Origin of the sequence: Nonomuraea sp. NPDC049784, assembly GCF_040659615.1 — a bacterium.
Taxonomy (GTDB): Bacteria; Actinomycetota; Actinomycetes; order Streptosporangiales; family Streptosporangiaceae; genus Nonomuraea.
Genome location: NZ_JBFAMX010000220.1, coordinates 1 through 15,756, shown reverse-complemented (window position 1 = coordinate 15,756; position 15,756 = coordinate 1). Strand labels below are relative to the sequence as shown.

The following is a 15,756-nucleotide window of genomic DNA, read 5'->3' as shown; positions in this document are numbered from 1 at the left end:
GCGATGCGCAGCCGGTCCTCGGCGGCCCTGCGCTGCGCCTCCCGCTCGGCCTTCTCCCGGGTTGCCGCCTGGTGCTCTCGGTAGTAAAAGACGGCCGTGCCCAGCGCGAACAGCGCGACCGTCACCGCGACCGCGTTCACCACGGGTTCCAGCTTGAACGTCCTGCCGAACGACATCGCGCCCACCGCGGTGGCGCCGTTGAGCACGACTGCGGCCAGCCCTTGCCGCCAACCACGCTGCTCGGCCACCGTGTAGCAGGTGATCAGGGCGGCGATCGCCATCGCCCACCCCGGATACGCGGTCATCAGCCAGCCCAGCGTGGCCGCGTCCGCGGCGACCAGCGCGGGCAGCGGGTAGCGGCGGCGCAGCCAGACGGCCGACGCGGCCATCACCACCAGCCCGAACGCCCCGACGTCCACCGGCCTGGCCGCCGCGGCGGGCGTCCACGCCATGATCAGGACACACACCCCCAAGGCCAGGCCCAGGCCGGGGTCGAGCCACCGGCCGAACGATTCGCGCACGCCATCAACCCTAGGTCGACGACCGCCCGGCGCACATCATCCGCTCGGCTACCCGCCGTACGCCGTCGGTGTACGGCAGGATGCGACGCTCGCCCGACGACGCCGGGCGCCCTCGGCGCGCACAGTGGCGTGCATGGAAGTCTTGCTCGTCATCGGGTACGCGACCAGCGCCGCCTTCCTGGCGGCCTACTGTCTGGCGAAGCTGCGATGGTCGCTCCCGATCGCCGCGGCGGCGGCGCTGCTGCGGACGGGATCCGTCGGGTTCCTCTGGGCGTTCGACTGGAACGCCGCGGCCGACCAGATCACGCTCGTGCTGCCCGCCATGCTGGCCGCGATCCTGCTCGCGCCGCCCCGGATCATCGTGGCCCGCTGGCGCAGGCGCACCGCGGTGTTGGCCGCGATCCTGCAGTTCTACGCGACGTTCGTGGCGCAGGCTCCGCCGTACCTGTTCACGCTCGAGATGATGGCGCTGGTCCTGCTGTCCGGCAGCGCGCTGCTGCGCTGGCTGGACGGCCGCCCGCGCGTGGTCCTCGCCATCTTCGCGCTCTGCGCCCTCCTCGGTACGGTCGGCGCCTGGGCCACCAGCAGGCTGCCCGCCAGGGCTGGCATGGCCAACCACGACAACGTCGACCTCGGCGGCCAGCCGTCCACGCACACCGCGATGGCCATGGGCCCGCACGCGAGCGCGAGCGACGTCGACATCAGCACGCTCACCGGACCGAGGACCGGCAAGCCGGACAGGACCTTCACGCTCACCGCCCAGCGGACCACGATCAGGCTGGCCTCGGGGCAGCAGGTCGAGGCGTGGACGTACAACGGCAGGATTCCCGGCCCCGAGCTGCGCGTCAAGCAGGGCGAACTGGTCGAGGTGACGCTGGTCAACAAAGACGTCTCCGCGGGCGTGACCCTGCACTGGCACGGCCTGGACGTGCCGAACGCCGAGGACGGCGTCGCCGGGCTCACCCAGGACACGGTCCGTCCCGGCCAAAGTCACGTCTACCGGTTCGTCGCCCGCCAGGTGGGCACGTTCTGGTATCACTCGCACCAGGCCTCCGACACCCAGGTCAGGCGCGGCCTGCTCGGCGCGCTCGTGGTGGAGCCCGCCGCCCCCTCCCAGGCAGCAAAGTCGGTCGAGTACTTCACCGCGTTCGTGCACGCCTACCCGACCGGCTCGGACCGCACGACCGCGCTCTCGCTGGCGGGTGCCGTGCCGTCCTCCGGCGTGTCGCGCCGCGCGGTCAAGCCGGGCACCCCGGTACGGCTCCGCCTGCTCAACGCCGACAACGAGTGGCGCGGCTACGCCATAACCGGGGCCCCCTTCAAGGTCGCGGCCATAGACGGCATGGACCTCAACGGCCCGACCGACATTTCCGGAAAAGGCCTGAAAGTCGCGGGCGGTGGCCGCTACGACCTCACGTTCACCATGCCCAACGGTCCGGTTCAGTTGGCCGTCAGCGAGGATGAGAACGGCGTGGACAATCCGATCGCCCTGCTCACCCCCGACGGCGCCGGGCAACCCGCCCCGGTGACCCGCAGCCCCTACCTCGACCCGCTCGGGTACGGAGCCCCGGGCATCGCCCCGTTCGGCCCGAACAGCCGTTTCGACCGTCAGTTCACGCTCCTGCTCGGCCAGGGCTTCGGCTTCTTCGACGGCGGCTTCCTACTCAAGCGGACCATCAACGGTGCGATCTTCCCGAACGTGCCCTCGCTGGTGGTCCGGAAGGACGATCTGGTCAAGGTCACGTTCGTCAATCGCAGTTTCAGCGAGCACCCGATGCACCTGCACGGCCACCACATGCTGGTCCTGTCTCGCGACGGACGCCCGTCCACGGGCAGCCCCTGGTGGACCGACACGCTACAGGTCTCGCCGGGCGGGCGCTACGAGGTGGCCTTCCGCGCCGACAACCCCGGCCTGTGGATGGACCACTGCCACAACCTGGAGCACGCCTCACAGGGGATGAGCATGCACCTGATGTACGAGGGGTACCGCACGCCGTACCAGGTGGGGTCCGCGACTGGCAATAACCCGGAATGAGGCGTCAACACAGTACGACGGATACGTCCAGCCGGCGGCTCAGGTCGAGGACCTGATCCGTCAGCTCCACATCGCGTGGCCAGCGCCAGTGTCGCCGCACAGTGGCGCAGATCATGCAGCCGAATCGGGGAAGCCCGGAGGCTACGACGAGCCCGCTCCCGGCGGGCCACTCCGCCGTCAGGAGCGGCCCTGGGGATGCGTCACAATCGGTGGGGCAGCCCCGAGCTGCGGGTCATCGGCCGATCGGGTGCCAGACCGTCTTGATCTCCAGGAAGGGCCTGATGCGGGACAGGCCGGGATCAGGCTCGTTCCAGTCGCCGTCTTCGGTGGGCCGCAGGACTCTCTTGAGTGTGGTCGCCGCCAGGGTCTCCAGCTGGGCCGCGAGAGTCCCTGCGCCGGCCAGATCCAGGGCGTTCACGTCGGCGTGGCCCGCCAGCGGCGGAGCGAGCTCAGCCAGGCGGCCGGTCAGGATGTTCGCGACGCCTGCCGGCAGGTCCGAGGTGGCCAGCACTTCGGCGAGCGTGACGGCAGGCAGTGGGGCGCGTTCGCTCGCCACCAGCACCACCGTGTTGCCGGAGGTGATCACGGGTGCGAGCACCGAGACCAGCCCGAGCAGTGGGGAGCCGGTGGGTGCGAGGACGCCCACGACACCCGTCGGCTCGGGTTCGGAGAGGTTGAAGAACGGGCCGGACACCGGGTTGGCTCCGCCCAGCACCTGGCCGATCTTGTCTGTCCACCCGGCGTAGTAGACCCAGCGGTCGACGGCCGCCGACACGAGCGACTGGGCCTTGGCCGCGCTCACCCCTTCTGCCGTGGCGATCTCCTCGGCGAACTGGGCCCGCCGTCCTTCCATCATCTCGGCGATCCGGTAGAGGATCTGGCCACGGTTGTAGGCGGTGCGGCCTGACCAGCCAGGGAACGCCTTACGGGCCGCCACCACGGCGTCGCGTACGTCTTTGCGGGATGCCTGGGCGGCGTTGGCGAGGTGGACCCCTGCCGAGGACGTCACGGGATAAGACCTGCCTGATTCCGAGCGCGGGAACGCGCCGCCGACGTAGAGCTTGTACGTCCTGCGCACGGCGATGCGCGGGGGGATGTCAGCCAAGGTATGCCTCCAGCCCGTGTCGGCCGCCCTCGCGGCCGTAACCGGACTCCTTGTAGCCGCCGAAAGGGCTGGCCGGATCGAACACATTGAAGGTGTTGGACCACACCACACCGGCGCGCAACCGGCTCGCGGTCCAGAGCATCAGGGAGCCCTTCTCCGTCCAAACCCCGGCGGAGAGCCCGTACGGCGTGTTGTTGGCCTTGGCCACGGCCTCCTCCGGGGTGCGGAAGGTCAGCACCGACAGCACCGGCCCGAAGATCTCCTCGCGGGCGATCCGGTGCGCCTGCGTGACGCCGGTGAACACGGTGGGCGGGAACCAGTACCCGCGCTCCGGGAGGGGGCAGGATGGCGACCAACTTGTGGCGCCCTCCGACTCGCCGACGACAGCGAGCTCGCGGATCCTGGCGAGCTGCGCTGCCGAGTTGATGGCTCCGATGTCGGTGTTCTTGTCCAGCGGGTCGCCGAGGCGCAGCCGCTCGATGCGGGCTCGCAGCTTCGCCAGCAGCTCTTCCGCGATCGATTCCTGTACCAGCAGCCGCGAGCCCGCGCAGCACACGTGGCCCTGGTTGAAGAAGATCCCGGACACGATCCCCTCGACGGCCTGGTCGATCGCCGCGTCGTCATAGACGATGTTGGCGCCCTTGCCGCCCAGTTCGAGGGTGAGCCGTTTGCCCGTGCCGGCGACCGCGCGGGCGATCTCCCTGCCCACTTCGGTGGAGCCGGTGAAGGCCACCTTGTCGGCGCCTGGGTGCGCGACCACGGCCCGGCCGGTGGCGCCGGCTCCGGTCACGATGTTCACCACGCCGGGCGGCAACTGGGCCTCCTGGCAGATCTCGGCGAACGCCAGGGCTGTCAGCGGGGTGGTCTCCGCGGGCTTGAGCACGACCGTGTTCCCGGTGGCCAGCGCGGGCGCGATCTTCCAGGCGAGCATCAGCAGCGGGAAGTTCCAGGGGATGACCTGTGCGGCCACGCCCAATGGCCTGGTGCCGAGCCCTGCGTGCGCCAGCTTGTCGGCCCAGCCGGCGTAGTAGAAGAAGTGGGCCGCGACCAGCGGTAGGTCGATGTCCCTGGTCTCTTTGATCGGCTTGCCGTTGTCCAGCGATTCGAGCACGGCGAGCTCGCGGGCGCGTTCCTGGATGATGCGCGCGATCCGGAACAGGTATTTGCCGCGCTCGGCGCCCGACAGGGGTGACCACACCCGCTCGAACGCCCGCCGCGCCGCGGCGAAGGCGCGCTCCACGTCGGCGTCGCCGGCGGCGGCCACCTCGGCCAGCGGCTCCTCGTCGGCCGGGTTGACTGTGACGATGCGCTCGTCATTCTTGGCCTCGACGAACTCGCCGTCGATGAACAGGTCGTACGACGGCCGGATGGACACGATTGATCGTGACTCCGGCGCGGGCGCGTACTCGAAGATCTCCACGCCTCTCCCTAGTCGATGGTGTAGTAGTCGGGCCCGCTGTAGTGGCCGCTGTCGAGCTTGGTCCGCTGCATGAGCAGGTCGTTCAGCAGCGTCGAGGCGCCGAGCCTGAACCACGCCGGATTCAGCCAGTCGTCCCCGGCGATCTCTTTGACCAGCACCAGGTAGCGGATCGCGTCCTTGGTCGTACGGATGCCGCCCGCCGGCTTCACCCCCGCCTGCCGTCCGGTGGCGGCCCGGTAGTCCCTGACGGCCTCCAGCATGACCAGGGTGACCGGCAGGGTGGCGGCGGGCGTGACCTTGCCGGTGGAGGTCTTGATGAAGTCGGCCCCGGCGTGCAGCGCGAGCCAGGACGCCCGCCGTACGTTGTCGTACGTGACCAGTTCGCCGGTCTCGAGGATGACCTTCAGATGGGCCTGACCGCAGTGCTCCTTGACGGCCGTGATCTCGTCGAAGACCTTGCGGTAGTCGCCCGCCAGGAACGCCCCCCGGTCGATGACCATGTCGATCTCGGTCGCTCCCGCGGCCACCGCCGTGGCCGTGTCGGCCAGCTTCACCTCCAGCGACGTGCGCCCGGCGGGGAAGCCCGTGGCGACCGAGGCGAGCCCGACTTCGCTGCCCGCCAGAGCCTGGGCGGCCACCGCGATCATGTCGGGGTACACGCAGACCGCGGCGACCGGGGGAGCGGTGAGGTCGGCTGGATCGGGCCGCATGGCCTTGGCCGCCAGCGCGCGTACCTTGCCTGGTGTGTCCGCCCCCTCGAGGGTGGTCAGGTCGACCATCCTGATGGCCAGGTCGATCGCCCGCCGCTTGGCCGTGGTCTTGACGGACCGGGTGGCCAGGTCGGCGGCCCGCCTGCGCACGCCGACCTCGTCGACGCCGGGCAGTCCGTGCAGGTAGGCCCGCAACGAGCCGGGGATGGTGTCAGGCACGAGCGCCACGCCTCTCGATGAGCATGTTGAGGACGAGGGCGACCAGCAGGATGAGGCCGGTCACCACCATCTGGAAGAAGGAGCCCAGGCCGAGCAGGTTGCACAGGTTACGTAGCACCGACAGCAGCAGCACCGCCACGAACGTGCCGAACACGCCGCCCCGGCCGCCGAACAGGTTGGTGCCGCCGAGCACCACGGCCGCGATCGCGTCCAGTTCCAGCCCGTTGAAGGCGGTGGGCTGGCCCACGGTCAGGCGGGAGGTGAGCAGCACCCCGGCCAGCGCCGCCAGCGCGCCGGACACGGCGAACACGGTGGTGATCACGCCGCGCACGGGCAGGCCGGAGAGCCGCGCGGCCTCCTTGTTGCTGCCGACCGCGTAGACGTACTCGCCGAACGTTGTGCCGCGCAGCACCACGGCGGCGAGGATGGTGATCACGACGAAGATGATCCCGACGATCGGCACATAGCCGATGAACCCGCCACCGAGCAGCTGAAACGCCTCTGAGCCGCCGCTGTCCGCGGGCTTGCCGTCGGTCAGCAGGTACGTGAGCCCGCGTACGGCGGTGAGCCCGGCCAGCGTGGTCATGAACGACGGCAGCGACAGGTAGGCCGACAGGCCTCCCATGATGGCGCCGAACACCGCGCCCGCCGCGACGCTGAGCAGGATCGCCGGTACGACCGGCACGCCCGAAGCCATGAGCAGGGCGATGGTCATCCCGCCGAAGGCCGCGACGCTGCCGACCGACAGGTCGATCCCCGCCGTCAGCACCACCATGGTCATGCCGATGGCCACGATTCCGGTCAGCGACGACTGCTGCAGCAGGTTGGCGATGTTGCGGCCGGTCAGAAACTGCGGGGCCAGCAGCGACGCCACCACGCACAAGGCGAGGAAGACCAGCAGCAGGTTGGACTTGACGATCAGGTCGGCGCCGCGGCGCGATCGGGCGCCGGGTTCCTGGTCGGCGGTCGAGGCCACCGTGGATCCGATGGATGCGGTCATGGTGTGGCTCCTGTGATGACGGTGTGCGCGATGACGCTTTCAGGACTGACCCGGGGGTCGAAGCGCGCGACGTTGCGGCCCTCGTACAGGACCTGGATCCGGTCGGCGTTCGCGGTCAGTTCGTTGAGCTCGCTGCTGGCGAGCAGCACGGCCACGCCCTGGTCGGCGAGGTGGCGCACCTGCCGGTAGAGGTCGGCCTTGGCGCCGACGTCCAGGCCGCGCGTGGGTTCGTCCAGCAGCAGGACCCTGATCCCGCCGCGGGTGATCCACTTGGCCAGCACGACCTTCTGCTGGTTGCCGCCGGAGAGCTGGCCTACGAGCTGGCCGGGCCCGGCCACCTTGACGCCCAGGTCGGCGAGCGCGGGCTGGGCGAGGCGCCGTCCGAGCCTGCCGGGCAGCAACCAGGGGGGACGGCCGAGCGCGCCGATCGCGGCGTTGCGGCTCACGGAGAGGCCCAGCATCAGTCCCTGCTCCTTTCTGCTCTCCGGTACGAGTGCCAGTCCCGCGCGCACGGCCGTCGCCGGGCCGGAGACCTTGAGCGGGCGACCGTCCAGCCGGGCCACGACGTGTGCCTTGAGGTCTCCGAACAGTGCGCGCAGCAAGGTAGTCCGTCCCGCGCCGCCGAGCCCGGCGAGCCCGACGACCTCGCCGGGCCGCACCTCGATGTCGCGTATGTCGAGCAGCCCGGGCACGTGAACCCGCTCGACGCTGAGCAGGGGCTCGCCCTCGGGCGCGGGCCGGTCCGTGGCGCCCACGAGCTCGCTCGCCTCGCCGATCATCGCGGCCACGATCTCGTCCGGATCGGTCGAGGCCAGGTCGTAGACCCCGGCCGTACGGCCGTCGCGCAGCACCGTGGCGCGGTCGCCGATCTCCATCACCTCGTTCATCCGGTGAGAGATGAAGATCACTGAGCGCCCCTCCGCGGTGAGGGACCGGATGACCTCGAACACGGCGAGCAGCTCGCTCTCGCCGAGCGTGGCGGAGGGCTCGTCCATGACGATGACGCGCGCATCGGCGGTCAGCGCCTTGGCGATGGCGGTGAGTTGCTGGGCCGCGATCGGCAGCTCCCTGACCGGTTTGGTGACCGGGAAGGTGGCGCCGACCCGCTCCAGCGCCTCGCGGGCCAGCTTCGCCCGCCGCGCCCGCCGGACGAACGGGCCCAGCCGCGGCGCCCTGCCCAGCAGCAGGTTCTGCGCCACGGTGAGGTCGGGCAGCAGGTCCAGCTCCTGATAGATCACGGCGATGCCGGCCGTCAGCCCAGCGTGCGGGGTGGCGGGCCTGAAGGGCTGCCCGTCCAGCAGAATCGTCCCCTCATCCGGCTGGTACGAGCCCGACAGGATCTTCATGAGCGTGCTCTTGCCGGCGCCGTTCTCGCCCAGCAGGCAGTGCACCTCGCCGGGGCGGACGCTCAGCTCCACGCCGTCCAGGGCGACGGTGCCGGGAAAGCGTTTGACGATGCCGGTCATGCGCAGCCGTTCGGCGGTCCCGGTCATGACTCCTCCAGCAGGTGAGCCGCGTTCTGGTCGTCGGTGATCAGGACGTCGCACAGGCCGCTCGTCACGACGGCCCGGCACACCGCCCGCTTCGCCTTGCCGCTGACCAGCGCGACCGAGGTGGTGGCCGAGCGCAGCACGTCCAGGGAGAGGCCGAGCGTGCGCCCGTTCAGGCCGGGATCGACGATCCGGCCCTGTGCGTCGATGAAGCGGCCCAGCACGTCGCCCACCGCGCCGGCCTGCGCGAGCCTGGCGAGGTCGTCCGCGTCGATCTGGCCGGAGTCCACCAGCACCGAGTCGCTGCCCATGCCGCCCGGGCTGAACAGGAACAGGTCCGCCCGAGCGGCCAGGGCGAGCACATCGGAGACGGCCCGGTCGTTCTCCAGCACCGCCCGGGTGCTTTCCTGCTCCAGGATCGCCGGCGCGGTCAGCATCGTCGCGGTGCCGCCGCCGTGGTGGGCGATCAGGCTCGCCATGCTGTGCGCGCTGGTCGGCTGCCGCGAGCGGCTGAGCGCGCCGTTGATCTGCACCACGTTGACGCCCGTCGCCCAGCCGGGGGCCAGCCCGCCGGCCAGCCGGTCGAGCGTGCGCCCCCAGGAGACCCCGATCAGCCGGGGCACGGGCCGCATCTCCGTCAGGTGGTCGGCGCCCGCCGCGGCCACCCGGTCGCGCAGCTGCTCGTCGTCGCCGCCCCCGTTCGCCACCACGATGGCGTCCCGCAGCCCGAACCGCTCCCTGAGCGACCGCTCCAACGTACGCACCCGGGAACGCGGATGCAGCACCTCGATCCGGACGATGCCGACCTCGCGCGCCTCGGCGAGCATCCGGCCCACCTTCCAGCGGGTCAGGTGCATCGCGTGGGCGATCTGCTCCTGCGTCTCGCCGCTCTCGTAGTAGCGGACGGCCACCTGGTAAAGCTGGTCGTCGTCGGTCATGAGCCGGACCTTTCGCTCAGCCGGTGGGATATCCCCGTCGTGGCGGCGGTGGCCGCGCGGTAGTCGGCGTAGCCGGTCCGGTACGCCTCCACGTGCTCGGCGATCGGCTCCACCGTGCGGACCCGGGGCGCGTACTGTGCCGCCGCCTCCGCCAGCGAGGCGTGCCACCCAGAGCCGACCGAGGCGAGCACCGAACAGGCGCGCAGCGTGAGATTGTCACCGGTGACCAGGTGAACCGGCCGCCCGAGGACGTCGGCGGTGGTCTGGAGCCACAGCTCGTTGTGCCGGATGCCGCCCGAGAGGAAGACCTCGTCCACGGCGATCCCGCCGTCGGTGAAGGAGTCGATGACCTGGCGGGTGCCGTACGCGACGCCTTCCACGGCCGCCCGGTAGACCTGCTCGGGAGAGCTGGCCAGGGTAAGCCCGAGCACCGCGCCCCGCAGGCGCGGGTCCCGCAGCGGCGTGCGGTTGCCCATGAAATAGTCCAGGACGATCAGGCCGTGATCGACAGGCGGCAGCGCCGCCGCGGCCTTGATGAGCCCGCCGAGCTCCGCCCGGGGCCGCCCGATGAGCCTCTCGCCCGCCCAGGCCAGCACGGAGCCCGCGCTCACCTGGCCGCCCTCCACGAGCCACCGGCCCGTGTGCAGCGCGTCCGGGTACGGCCCCCAGACGGTGGGCGGGAAGACCGGTTCGTCGATCTCCGTGACGAACGCGTTGGACGTGCCGCAGACGATCGACACCCGGCCTTCGGGTGCGCCGCCGATGGCCAGCAGCGACAGGTGCGCGTCGATCCCGCCGGACACGACGACGGCGGGGCCGGTGAGGCCGAGCTCTTCGCGGGCCTCGGCGCCCAGCGGCCCGACCGGGTCGCCCACGGGCACGATGTGGTCCGGCAGCTTGCTGCCCAGGTCGCCGATGCCGAGCGACTCGTACAGGTCGTGCGGGGAGCCCGCGCCGCGGGGGTCGTAGTTGCTCTTGCAGACCGCGTTCATCCGCGATCCGGCCCACCGCCCGGTGAGCCGCCACACCATGTAGTCCACCGCTTCGGTGATGCGTGCGGCGGCGCGGTAGGTCTCGGGCTCGTGTCGGGCCAGCCACATGGCCTTGGGCACCAGCCACTCCACCGCGTCGCAGCCGCCGGAGTAGCGCAGGACCGGGTGATCGGTCCGCGCGGTCAGCGCCGACTCCTCGCCCGCCCGGCCGTCCATCCACAGCAGGGCCGGCCGCAGCGGGCGCCCGTGCCGGTCCAGGACGGCCACCGTCGAGGCCGTGGTCGCCACCGCGACTCCGGCGATGGGCGGGTTCCCCGCCTCGTCAAGCGCCTGTCGCACCGCGTGGACGCTCGCCCGCCACCAGTCGTCCGGGTCCTGCTCGGCCCACCCGGGCCGGGGAAAACTGGTCGGGTACGAGGCGTCGCCCGCCCCCATCGGCGAGCCCTCGACGCTGTAGACCGCGGCCCGCGCGCCTTCGGTTCCCAGATCGAGAGCGAGGAAAGCCGTCATCGTCACTCCTCGTTCGGCAGGAAGAGGACCTTGGAGCTGAAGATCGACCGGTCACCGAGACTGGCCATGGTCTCGGGCAGCGCGTCCAGCCCCAGCTCATGCGTGATCATGAACTTCCACGCGAGGTCGCCCGAGGCCAGCGCCCTGGCCGCCACCCGCCACTCCTCCCCGGGGAACGGTGCCGAGAAGGAGTTCCAGGCGCCGTGCAGGGTGACCTCGCGGCGCAGGAACGAGCTGAACGTGGACTTCGGCAGCACCACGGGCTCGTGCGGGATGCCGATGAACACCGCCTCGCCGTGCCTGGCCGCCAGCGCCACGGCCTGGTCGACCGTGGCGGGCACGCCCGCGGACTCGATGACCACGTCGTAGCCGTCACCGGCCAGCTCGGCCGCCGCCTTCGCGCTTGTCGCGGTGTGCGTGGCGCCGGCCTCGGTCGCCATGGCGGCCTTCTGGTCGTTCAGCTCGATCACGAGCACCTCGGACGCCCCGGCGATCCGGGCCCACTGCACGGCGAACAGCCCGATGGGGCCGGCGCCCACCACCGCCACTCGGTGGCCGCCGCGCATCCTGGTGCGCCACAGGGCGTGCAGCGCGATCGCGGCCGGGTCGAGCATGGCCGCGGCCCGTGGGTCGAGATCGGCGGGCAGCACCATGAGGTTCTCGTCCGGCACGGTGACGAACTGCGCGTACGCCCCGTCCCTGCGGCTGCCGAAGTAGCCGTAGTCCTTGCACAGGCTGAAGTGGCCCTGGCTGCAGGGGGCGCACTTGTGGCAGGGGATGAGCGGAGGCACGGTGACCAGGTCGCCCTCGCGTACCCGGCCGGTGGCGGCCAGGCGGTCGCCGAGGCGTACCACGTGTCCTGAGAACTCGTGGCCGCAGATGATCGGGAAATGGTAGGCCCCCGCGTGCAGCATGCGCGGGATATCCGATCCGCAAACCCCGCAGGCCGCGACACGGACGAGCGCTTCGCCGGGGCCTGGTTCGGGCACGGGCACCTGCTCGACCCTGATGTCGCCGGGAGCGTGGAGCACCGCGGCCTGCATGGTTTCCGACATCCTGTCGCCTTTCTCCTTGGTCTACTTAGAGGCCCCGGCGAATTCGCCGGTCCCGGCGTACTGAGCCGCGTTGTCCGTGTCGATCAGCGCGGTGCCCGCGTCGATCGAAGGCTCGACCTTCTCGCCCTTCTGAACCTTGAGCACCGTCTCCACGGCCTTCGTGCCGAGCGAGATGGGGTCATTGAGCGCAGTGGCCACGTACTGACCGGCGGGGATCTGCTTGACCGCCTCCATGAGCCCGTCGACCCCGGAGACCAGGACCTTGTCCTTGCCGTTCTCCTTGAGAACCTGCAACGCGCCGAGCGCCATGTCGTCGTTGTGCGCGTAGACGGCGGCCACGTCAGGGTGGACCTGGAGCAGGTCCTGCATCGCGGTGATCGCCTTAGAGCGCACGTAGTCCGAGTACGGGCCCTCGATGATCTTGATCTTGGGATTGGCCGCCACGGCCTCGTGGAAACCCGCGCTGCGGTCGCGTGCCACGGCGCCGCCGGCGTCACCGCGGATCTCGATGACCTCGCCGCCCTTGGCGCCGAGCTGCTCGCTGAGCCGCTTGCCGACGAGCGCGCCCATCGCCTTGTTGTCGCGTCCGACATGCGCGACCGCGCCCTCGGGCACCGGTCGGTCCACGGTCACGACGGGGACGCCGGCTGCCTTGGCCGCAGCGATACCGGGCTGCACGCCTTGCGGGTCGACCGGGTTGACGAGCAGGACGTCGACCTGGCGGGTGATGAGGTCCTGGATGTCGTTGTTCTGCTTGGTGACGTCGCCGCCCGCGTCGGCGAAGTACAGCGTGGCACCGGCCTTCTTGGCGGCAGCCTCCGCTCCTTCGCGGAGCTGGACGTAGAAGGGGGACTGCTGGGTCGCCTGGCTGAAGCCAATGGCGACGGGACCGTCCGCCGGCCGGCCGGTGCCCTCGGTGGATCCGCCGGGAGTGGCGGACACCGAGCATGCCGACAAGGCGGTGACCAGGAGCAAGATAGGAATTGAGAGCGACCGGAATCCACGCATATGGGCCTCCGTATGTGGCGTAGATAACGCACGGTAAGTCGGGTGTTAACCTGCCTGCAACACTTGAGCCGGATTTTGCTCATATGAGCAAATCTCGAGTGTGATCGTCCGGAGCCGGGCCTACGCCGCGGGTTTCCGCAGGTGATAGGGGTTGTACGCCCTCCCGGGCTGCCGAATAGGACGTTCGGCCCTGATAGCCGGGACCTCACCATCACCGCTCCACGCGATCGCCAAGCGAAACCGCAACGAAGGCGTATCCGGCGGCCGCTGGGGCAAGCAGCGCCGCGGGTTCGACTGCCCGGGCTCTCGGGCATGCTCGCCGACGCCTCTGCCCGAGCCGACGAATTGTCACTACAATCTTTCGCAGCGCCGCGGCGATGGCCTGGCGCGATCCTGGAGGGCACGGCGTGCCGGTGGCAGCTCGCCCCCAACGTGCGTGGAGGAGTTCATGCCCGCTGGCCCGCTGGAGCCAGGAGACCCTCGTGTGCTCGGAGCGTTCCAGGTCGTCGCGCGTCTGGGTGAGGGCGGGCAGGGGATCGTCTACGAGGGGCGGAGCGCGTCCGGCGACCGCGTGGCGATCAAGGTCCTCAGGGGTGGCACCGATCTTGACACCCGCCGCCAGCTGGCCAGGGAGCTGGAGTCGGCCCGCCGGGTGGCTCCCTTCTGCACGGCCCGCGTGCTGGAAGCCGGGCCCGACGAGCCGGCTCCGTATGTGGTGAGCGAGTTCGTCGCCGGCCCATCGCTGCAGGAGCGGGTACGCGCGGGCGGCCCCCTGCGGAATGGCGACCTGGATCGGCTGGCGGTTGGCACGGCCTGCGCCCTCGCCGCCATCCACGGCGCCGGGGTCGTTCATCGGGACTTCAAACCCGCCAACGTGCTGCTCGGTCCCGACGGACCACGTGTGGTCGACTTCGGCATCGCCCGGCCGCTCGACGCCAGCACAGTGCCTTCGACGATGTCGGGCACCCCGCCGTACATGGCGCCTGAGCAGCTCAAAGGAGAACACGGGTCTCCCGCGGCCGACGTTTTCGCCTGGGCCGCGACCATGGTCTACGCCGCGACCGGCCGGGCGCCGTTCGGCAGCGACACCGTCGCCGCCGTCTTCCACCGCATTCTCACCCAGGACCCCGACCTTTCGGGCATTCCGCAGAACCTGCGCGGGACCTTGGCCACCTGCCTGTCGAAGGATCCCCGGACACGCCCCTCTGCTCGGTCGCTCCTGATCCGTCTGGTCGACCCCGGGGCCCCTACCGTCACGGTTCCCGACGTCGGCCCGGTCCCCAGCGCGTACGTCCCGCCGAACTGGCCCGCCCTCGGCCCGACCAAAGTGCTCCCGGCCGAGCCCGCGCCTGGCCCGGCCCCCCTGCCCGTGGACGGACCGACGGTGCCGGCTCCCCCTTCAGAGGTGCCTCTTGGCGGCGCCGGCAGCTCGGGGCAGGACACCCTCTCCGCGCCGCCGTACAGCGAACGGATCAGTCGGCGCAGGATGCGGCCGGCCATACCGTTGATCGCCGTCACCGTCGCGGCCCTCGCGACGGCCGGTGTGCTGTACGCGAGGGGGGCGATCGGCAACTCGGCCGCGGGCGACGGGGCGACGACACAGGCGGTACCTGATACGTCGTCCGAAGGCCGGGAATCGGCCTCCGGACCGACCTCGACGCCGTCCCCGGCCCGGGAGTCGGCCTCTGGATCGACCCCGGCACCGTCCCCCGCCGGGGCGGGCGGGATTCCCGAAGCCTTCGCGGGGACTTGGAAGGGGCAGGTCGTCTCACAGGACGACCGCAAGAAGGGCATCGATGTCACGGTCACCCTGACGGGCGGGCAGAGCACCGGGACGTGGGCGAGCGGCGACTGCGAGCAGCAGGCCACACTGACCCGCGTCAGGAGCGACACCGTGCTCGAAATGACGGTGGCGCAGCGGGATCGGTGCGTGGGCGGAGACATGACCCTCACCCTGGATGATCCCGGGACTCTGGTCCTCGTGCGGCAGGAGGGCGCGAGCGCGCTGGAATATCGCGGGAGCCTGCGCCGCTCCTGACCGTTCAGCCGGCGCGCGCGATCTGGAAGGAGTACGCCCCGATCTTCGCCTCGCCCGACCTGACAATCAGCGCATAGCGTCCGTCCCCGCCCGAGAGCGGGATGTCGAACTCGTAGCCGCACAGCGGGAAAGGCTGCCGGGCGTTGGCGACGCTCTTCTCGGCGGCGTCGAACAGCTCCAACTGGATGGCCGTGCACGCCCCCGCGCCACCGAGGACCTTGACGGCTGTGGCGCCGTCCGAGTCGAACTCGAAGCGGTCGACCCGTCCGGGGACGTCCAGCCGCCCGGCCCCGGCGGGGCTGCCCTCACCGATCTTCATGCCGATCGCCGCGGGAAATGTCCGGACCTTCACGGTCGCGATCCGGAAGCTGTACGACCCTATGACGTTCGTGTTCCCCCAGACCTCCAACCGATGCCCGCCCGCCTTGGTCAGCTTGAAGATCGAGGTGCCGAAGCTCAGCGCGGTGCTGGACGGGCCCAACGGCTCACCGTCGGCTTCGGAGAACACCTGTAGCTGGATGTCGTCGCCCTGCATGTCAGTGACGTAGAACTCCTTGGCATCGCCCAAGTCCAGGGTGAACTTGTCCTTCTGCCCTGCGCGGCTCAACTCGGCCGAGACCGTGCTGCCGTCGGTAAGGACGCCTCCCGGCTCGACCGCAGCCGGGGATCGGCCGTTCTGGCTGGTCTCGACCTGGGCTGGCGCGGTCTCACCCTC

At 70.7% G+C, this 15,756-nt stretch carries 12 protein-coding genes and 1 pseudogene; 2 read left to right on the top strand and 11 right to left on the bottom strand.

The window, feature by feature from the left end; genetic code table 11:
• A pseudogene (locus AB0J09_RS33950) lies at positions 1 to 521 on the bottom strand (hypothetical protein); the annotation flags it as partial.
• Positions 522 to 654: 133 nt separating this feature from the next.
• Between AB0J09_RS33950 and AB0J09_RS33945 the strand changes: the two are divergent.
• Entirely contained in the window at positions 655 to 2,556 is a 1,902-nt protein-coding gene (locus AB0J09_RS33945; RefSeq protein ID WP_360699784.1) for a multicopper oxidase family protein, read from the top strand.
• A 232-nt stretch (positions 2,557 to 2,788) separates the two neighbouring features.
• On the opposite strand, the gene AB0J09_RS33940 is transcribed toward AB0J09_RS33945, so the two are convergent.
• The 9 genes from AB0J09_RS33940 to AB0J09_RS33900 are packed head-to-tail and all read right to left on the bottom strand — an operon-like array spanning position 2,789 to position 12,970.
• The gene (locus AB0J09_RS33940; RefSeq protein WP_360699781.1) at positions 2,789 to 3,661 is read right to left on the bottom strand and encodes an aldehyde dehydrogenase family protein; all 873 of its coding nucleotides are present in this window, start codon (positions 3,659 to 3,661) and stop codon (positions 2,789 to 2,791) included.
• Positions 3,654 to 5,075 (bottom strand): aldehyde dehydrogenase family protein, encoded by a 1,422-nt coding sequence (locus tag AB0J09_RS33935; protein ID WP_360699787.1) that lies wholly within the window; start codon positions 5,073 to 5,075, stop codon positions 3,654 to 3,656. The genes AB0J09_RS33940 and AB0J09_RS33935 overlap by 8 nt, the downstream gene beginning before the upstream one ends.
• 14 nt (positions 5,076 to 5,089) lie before the next feature.
• On the bottom strand, positions 5,090 to 6,010 hold the full coding sequence (deoC, locus tag AB0J09_RS33930) for a deoxyribose-phosphate aldolase (protein WP_360699778.1): 921 nt from the start codon (positions 6,008 to 6,010) through the stop codon (positions 5,090 to 5,092).
• The gene (locus AB0J09_RS33925; protein ID WP_360699775.1) at positions 6,003 to 7,010 is read right to left on the bottom strand and encodes an ABC transporter permease; all 1,008 of its coding nucleotides are present in this window, start codon (positions 7,008 to 7,010) and stop codon (positions 6,003 to 6,005) included. Before AB0J09_RS33925 ends, deoC begins: the two co-directional genes overlap by 8 nt.
• Entirely contained in the window at positions 7,007 to 8,503 is a 1,497-nt protein-coding gene (locus tag AB0J09_RS33920) for a sugar ABC transporter ATP-binding protein (protein WP_360699772.1), read from the bottom strand. Before AB0J09_RS33920 ends, AB0J09_RS33925 begins: the two co-directional genes overlap by 4 nt.
• Positions 8,500 to 9,438: a sugar-binding transcriptional regulator gene (locus tag AB0J09_RS33915; RefSeq protein WP_360699769.1), complete on the bottom strand. Its 939-nt coding sequence runs from the start codon at positions 9,436 to 9,438 to the stop codon at positions 8,500 to 8,502. Before AB0J09_RS33915 ends, AB0J09_RS33920 begins: the two co-directional genes overlap by 4 nt.
• Positions 9,435 to 10,940: an FGGY-family carbohydrate kinase gene (locus AB0J09_RS33910; RefSeq protein ID WP_360699766.1), complete on the bottom strand. Its 1,506-nt coding sequence runs from the start codon at positions 10,938 to 10,940 to the stop codon at positions 9,435 to 9,437. The genes AB0J09_RS33915 and AB0J09_RS33910 overlap by 4 nt, the downstream gene beginning before the upstream one ends.
• Positions 10,941 to 10,942: 2 nt before the next feature.
• Entirely contained in the window at positions 10,943 to 11,995 is a 1,053-nt protein-coding gene (locus AB0J09_RS33905) for a galactitol-1-phosphate 5-dehydrogenase (protein ID WP_360699763.1), read from the bottom strand.
• Positions 11,996 to 12,016: 21 nt separating this feature from the next.
• The gene (locus AB0J09_RS33900; protein WP_360699760.1) at positions 12,017 to 12,970 is read right to left on the bottom strand and encodes a substrate-binding domain-containing protein; all 954 of its coding nucleotides are present in this window, start codon (positions 12,968 to 12,970) and stop codon (positions 12,017 to 12,019) included.
• A 481-nt stretch (positions 12,971 to 13,451) separates the two neighbouring features.
• Between AB0J09_RS33900 and AB0J09_RS33895 the strand changes: the two genes are divergently transcribed.
• Positions 13,452 to 15,041, top strand: a complete 1,590-nt coding sequence (locus AB0J09_RS33895) for a serine/threonine-protein kinase (RefSeq protein ID WP_360699757.1) — start codon at positions 13,452 to 13,454, stop codon at positions 15,039 to 15,041.
• A 4-nt stretch (positions 15,042 to 15,045) separates the two neighbouring features.
• Here the strand turns inward: AB0J09_RS33895 and AB0J09_RS33890 are convergent.
• Positions 15,046 to 15,756 (bottom strand): hypothetical protein (locus tag AB0J09_RS33890; RefSeq protein WP_360699754.1); only part of this gene is annotated, 711 nt, incomplete at its 5' end.

Excerpts from the sequence above, each read along its gene's own strand:
- AB0J09_RS33895 (WP_360699757.1), top strand. The coding sequence starts at position 13,452 with ATGCCCGCTGGCCCGCTGGAGCCAGGAGACCCTCGTGTGCTCGGAGCG.
- AB0J09_RS33920 (WP_360699772.1), bottom strand. The coding sequence starts at position 8,503 with ATGACCGGGACCGCCGAACGGCTGCGCATGACCGGCATCGTCAAACGC.
- AB0J09_RS33910 (WP_360699766.1), bottom strand. The coding sequence starts at position 10,940 with ATGACGGCTTTCCTCGCTCTCGATCTGGGAACCGAAGGCGCGCGGGCC.
- AB0J09_RS33925 (WP_360699775.1), bottom strand. The coding sequence starts at position 7,010 with ATGACCGCATCCATCGGATCCACGGTGGCCTCGACCGCCGACCAGGAA.
- AB0J09_RS33915 (WP_360699769.1), bottom strand. The coding sequence starts at position 9,438 with ATGACCGACGACGACCAGCTTTACCAGGTGGCCGTCCGCTACTACGAG.
- AB0J09_RS33905 (WP_360699763.1), bottom strand. The coding sequence starts at position 11,995 with ATGTCGGAAACCATGCAGGCCGCGGTGCTCCACGCTCCCGGCGACATC.
- AB0J09_RS33945 (WP_360699784.1), top strand. The coding sequence starts at position 655 with ATGGAAGTCTTGCTCGTCATCGGGTACGCGACCAGCGCCGCCTTCCTG.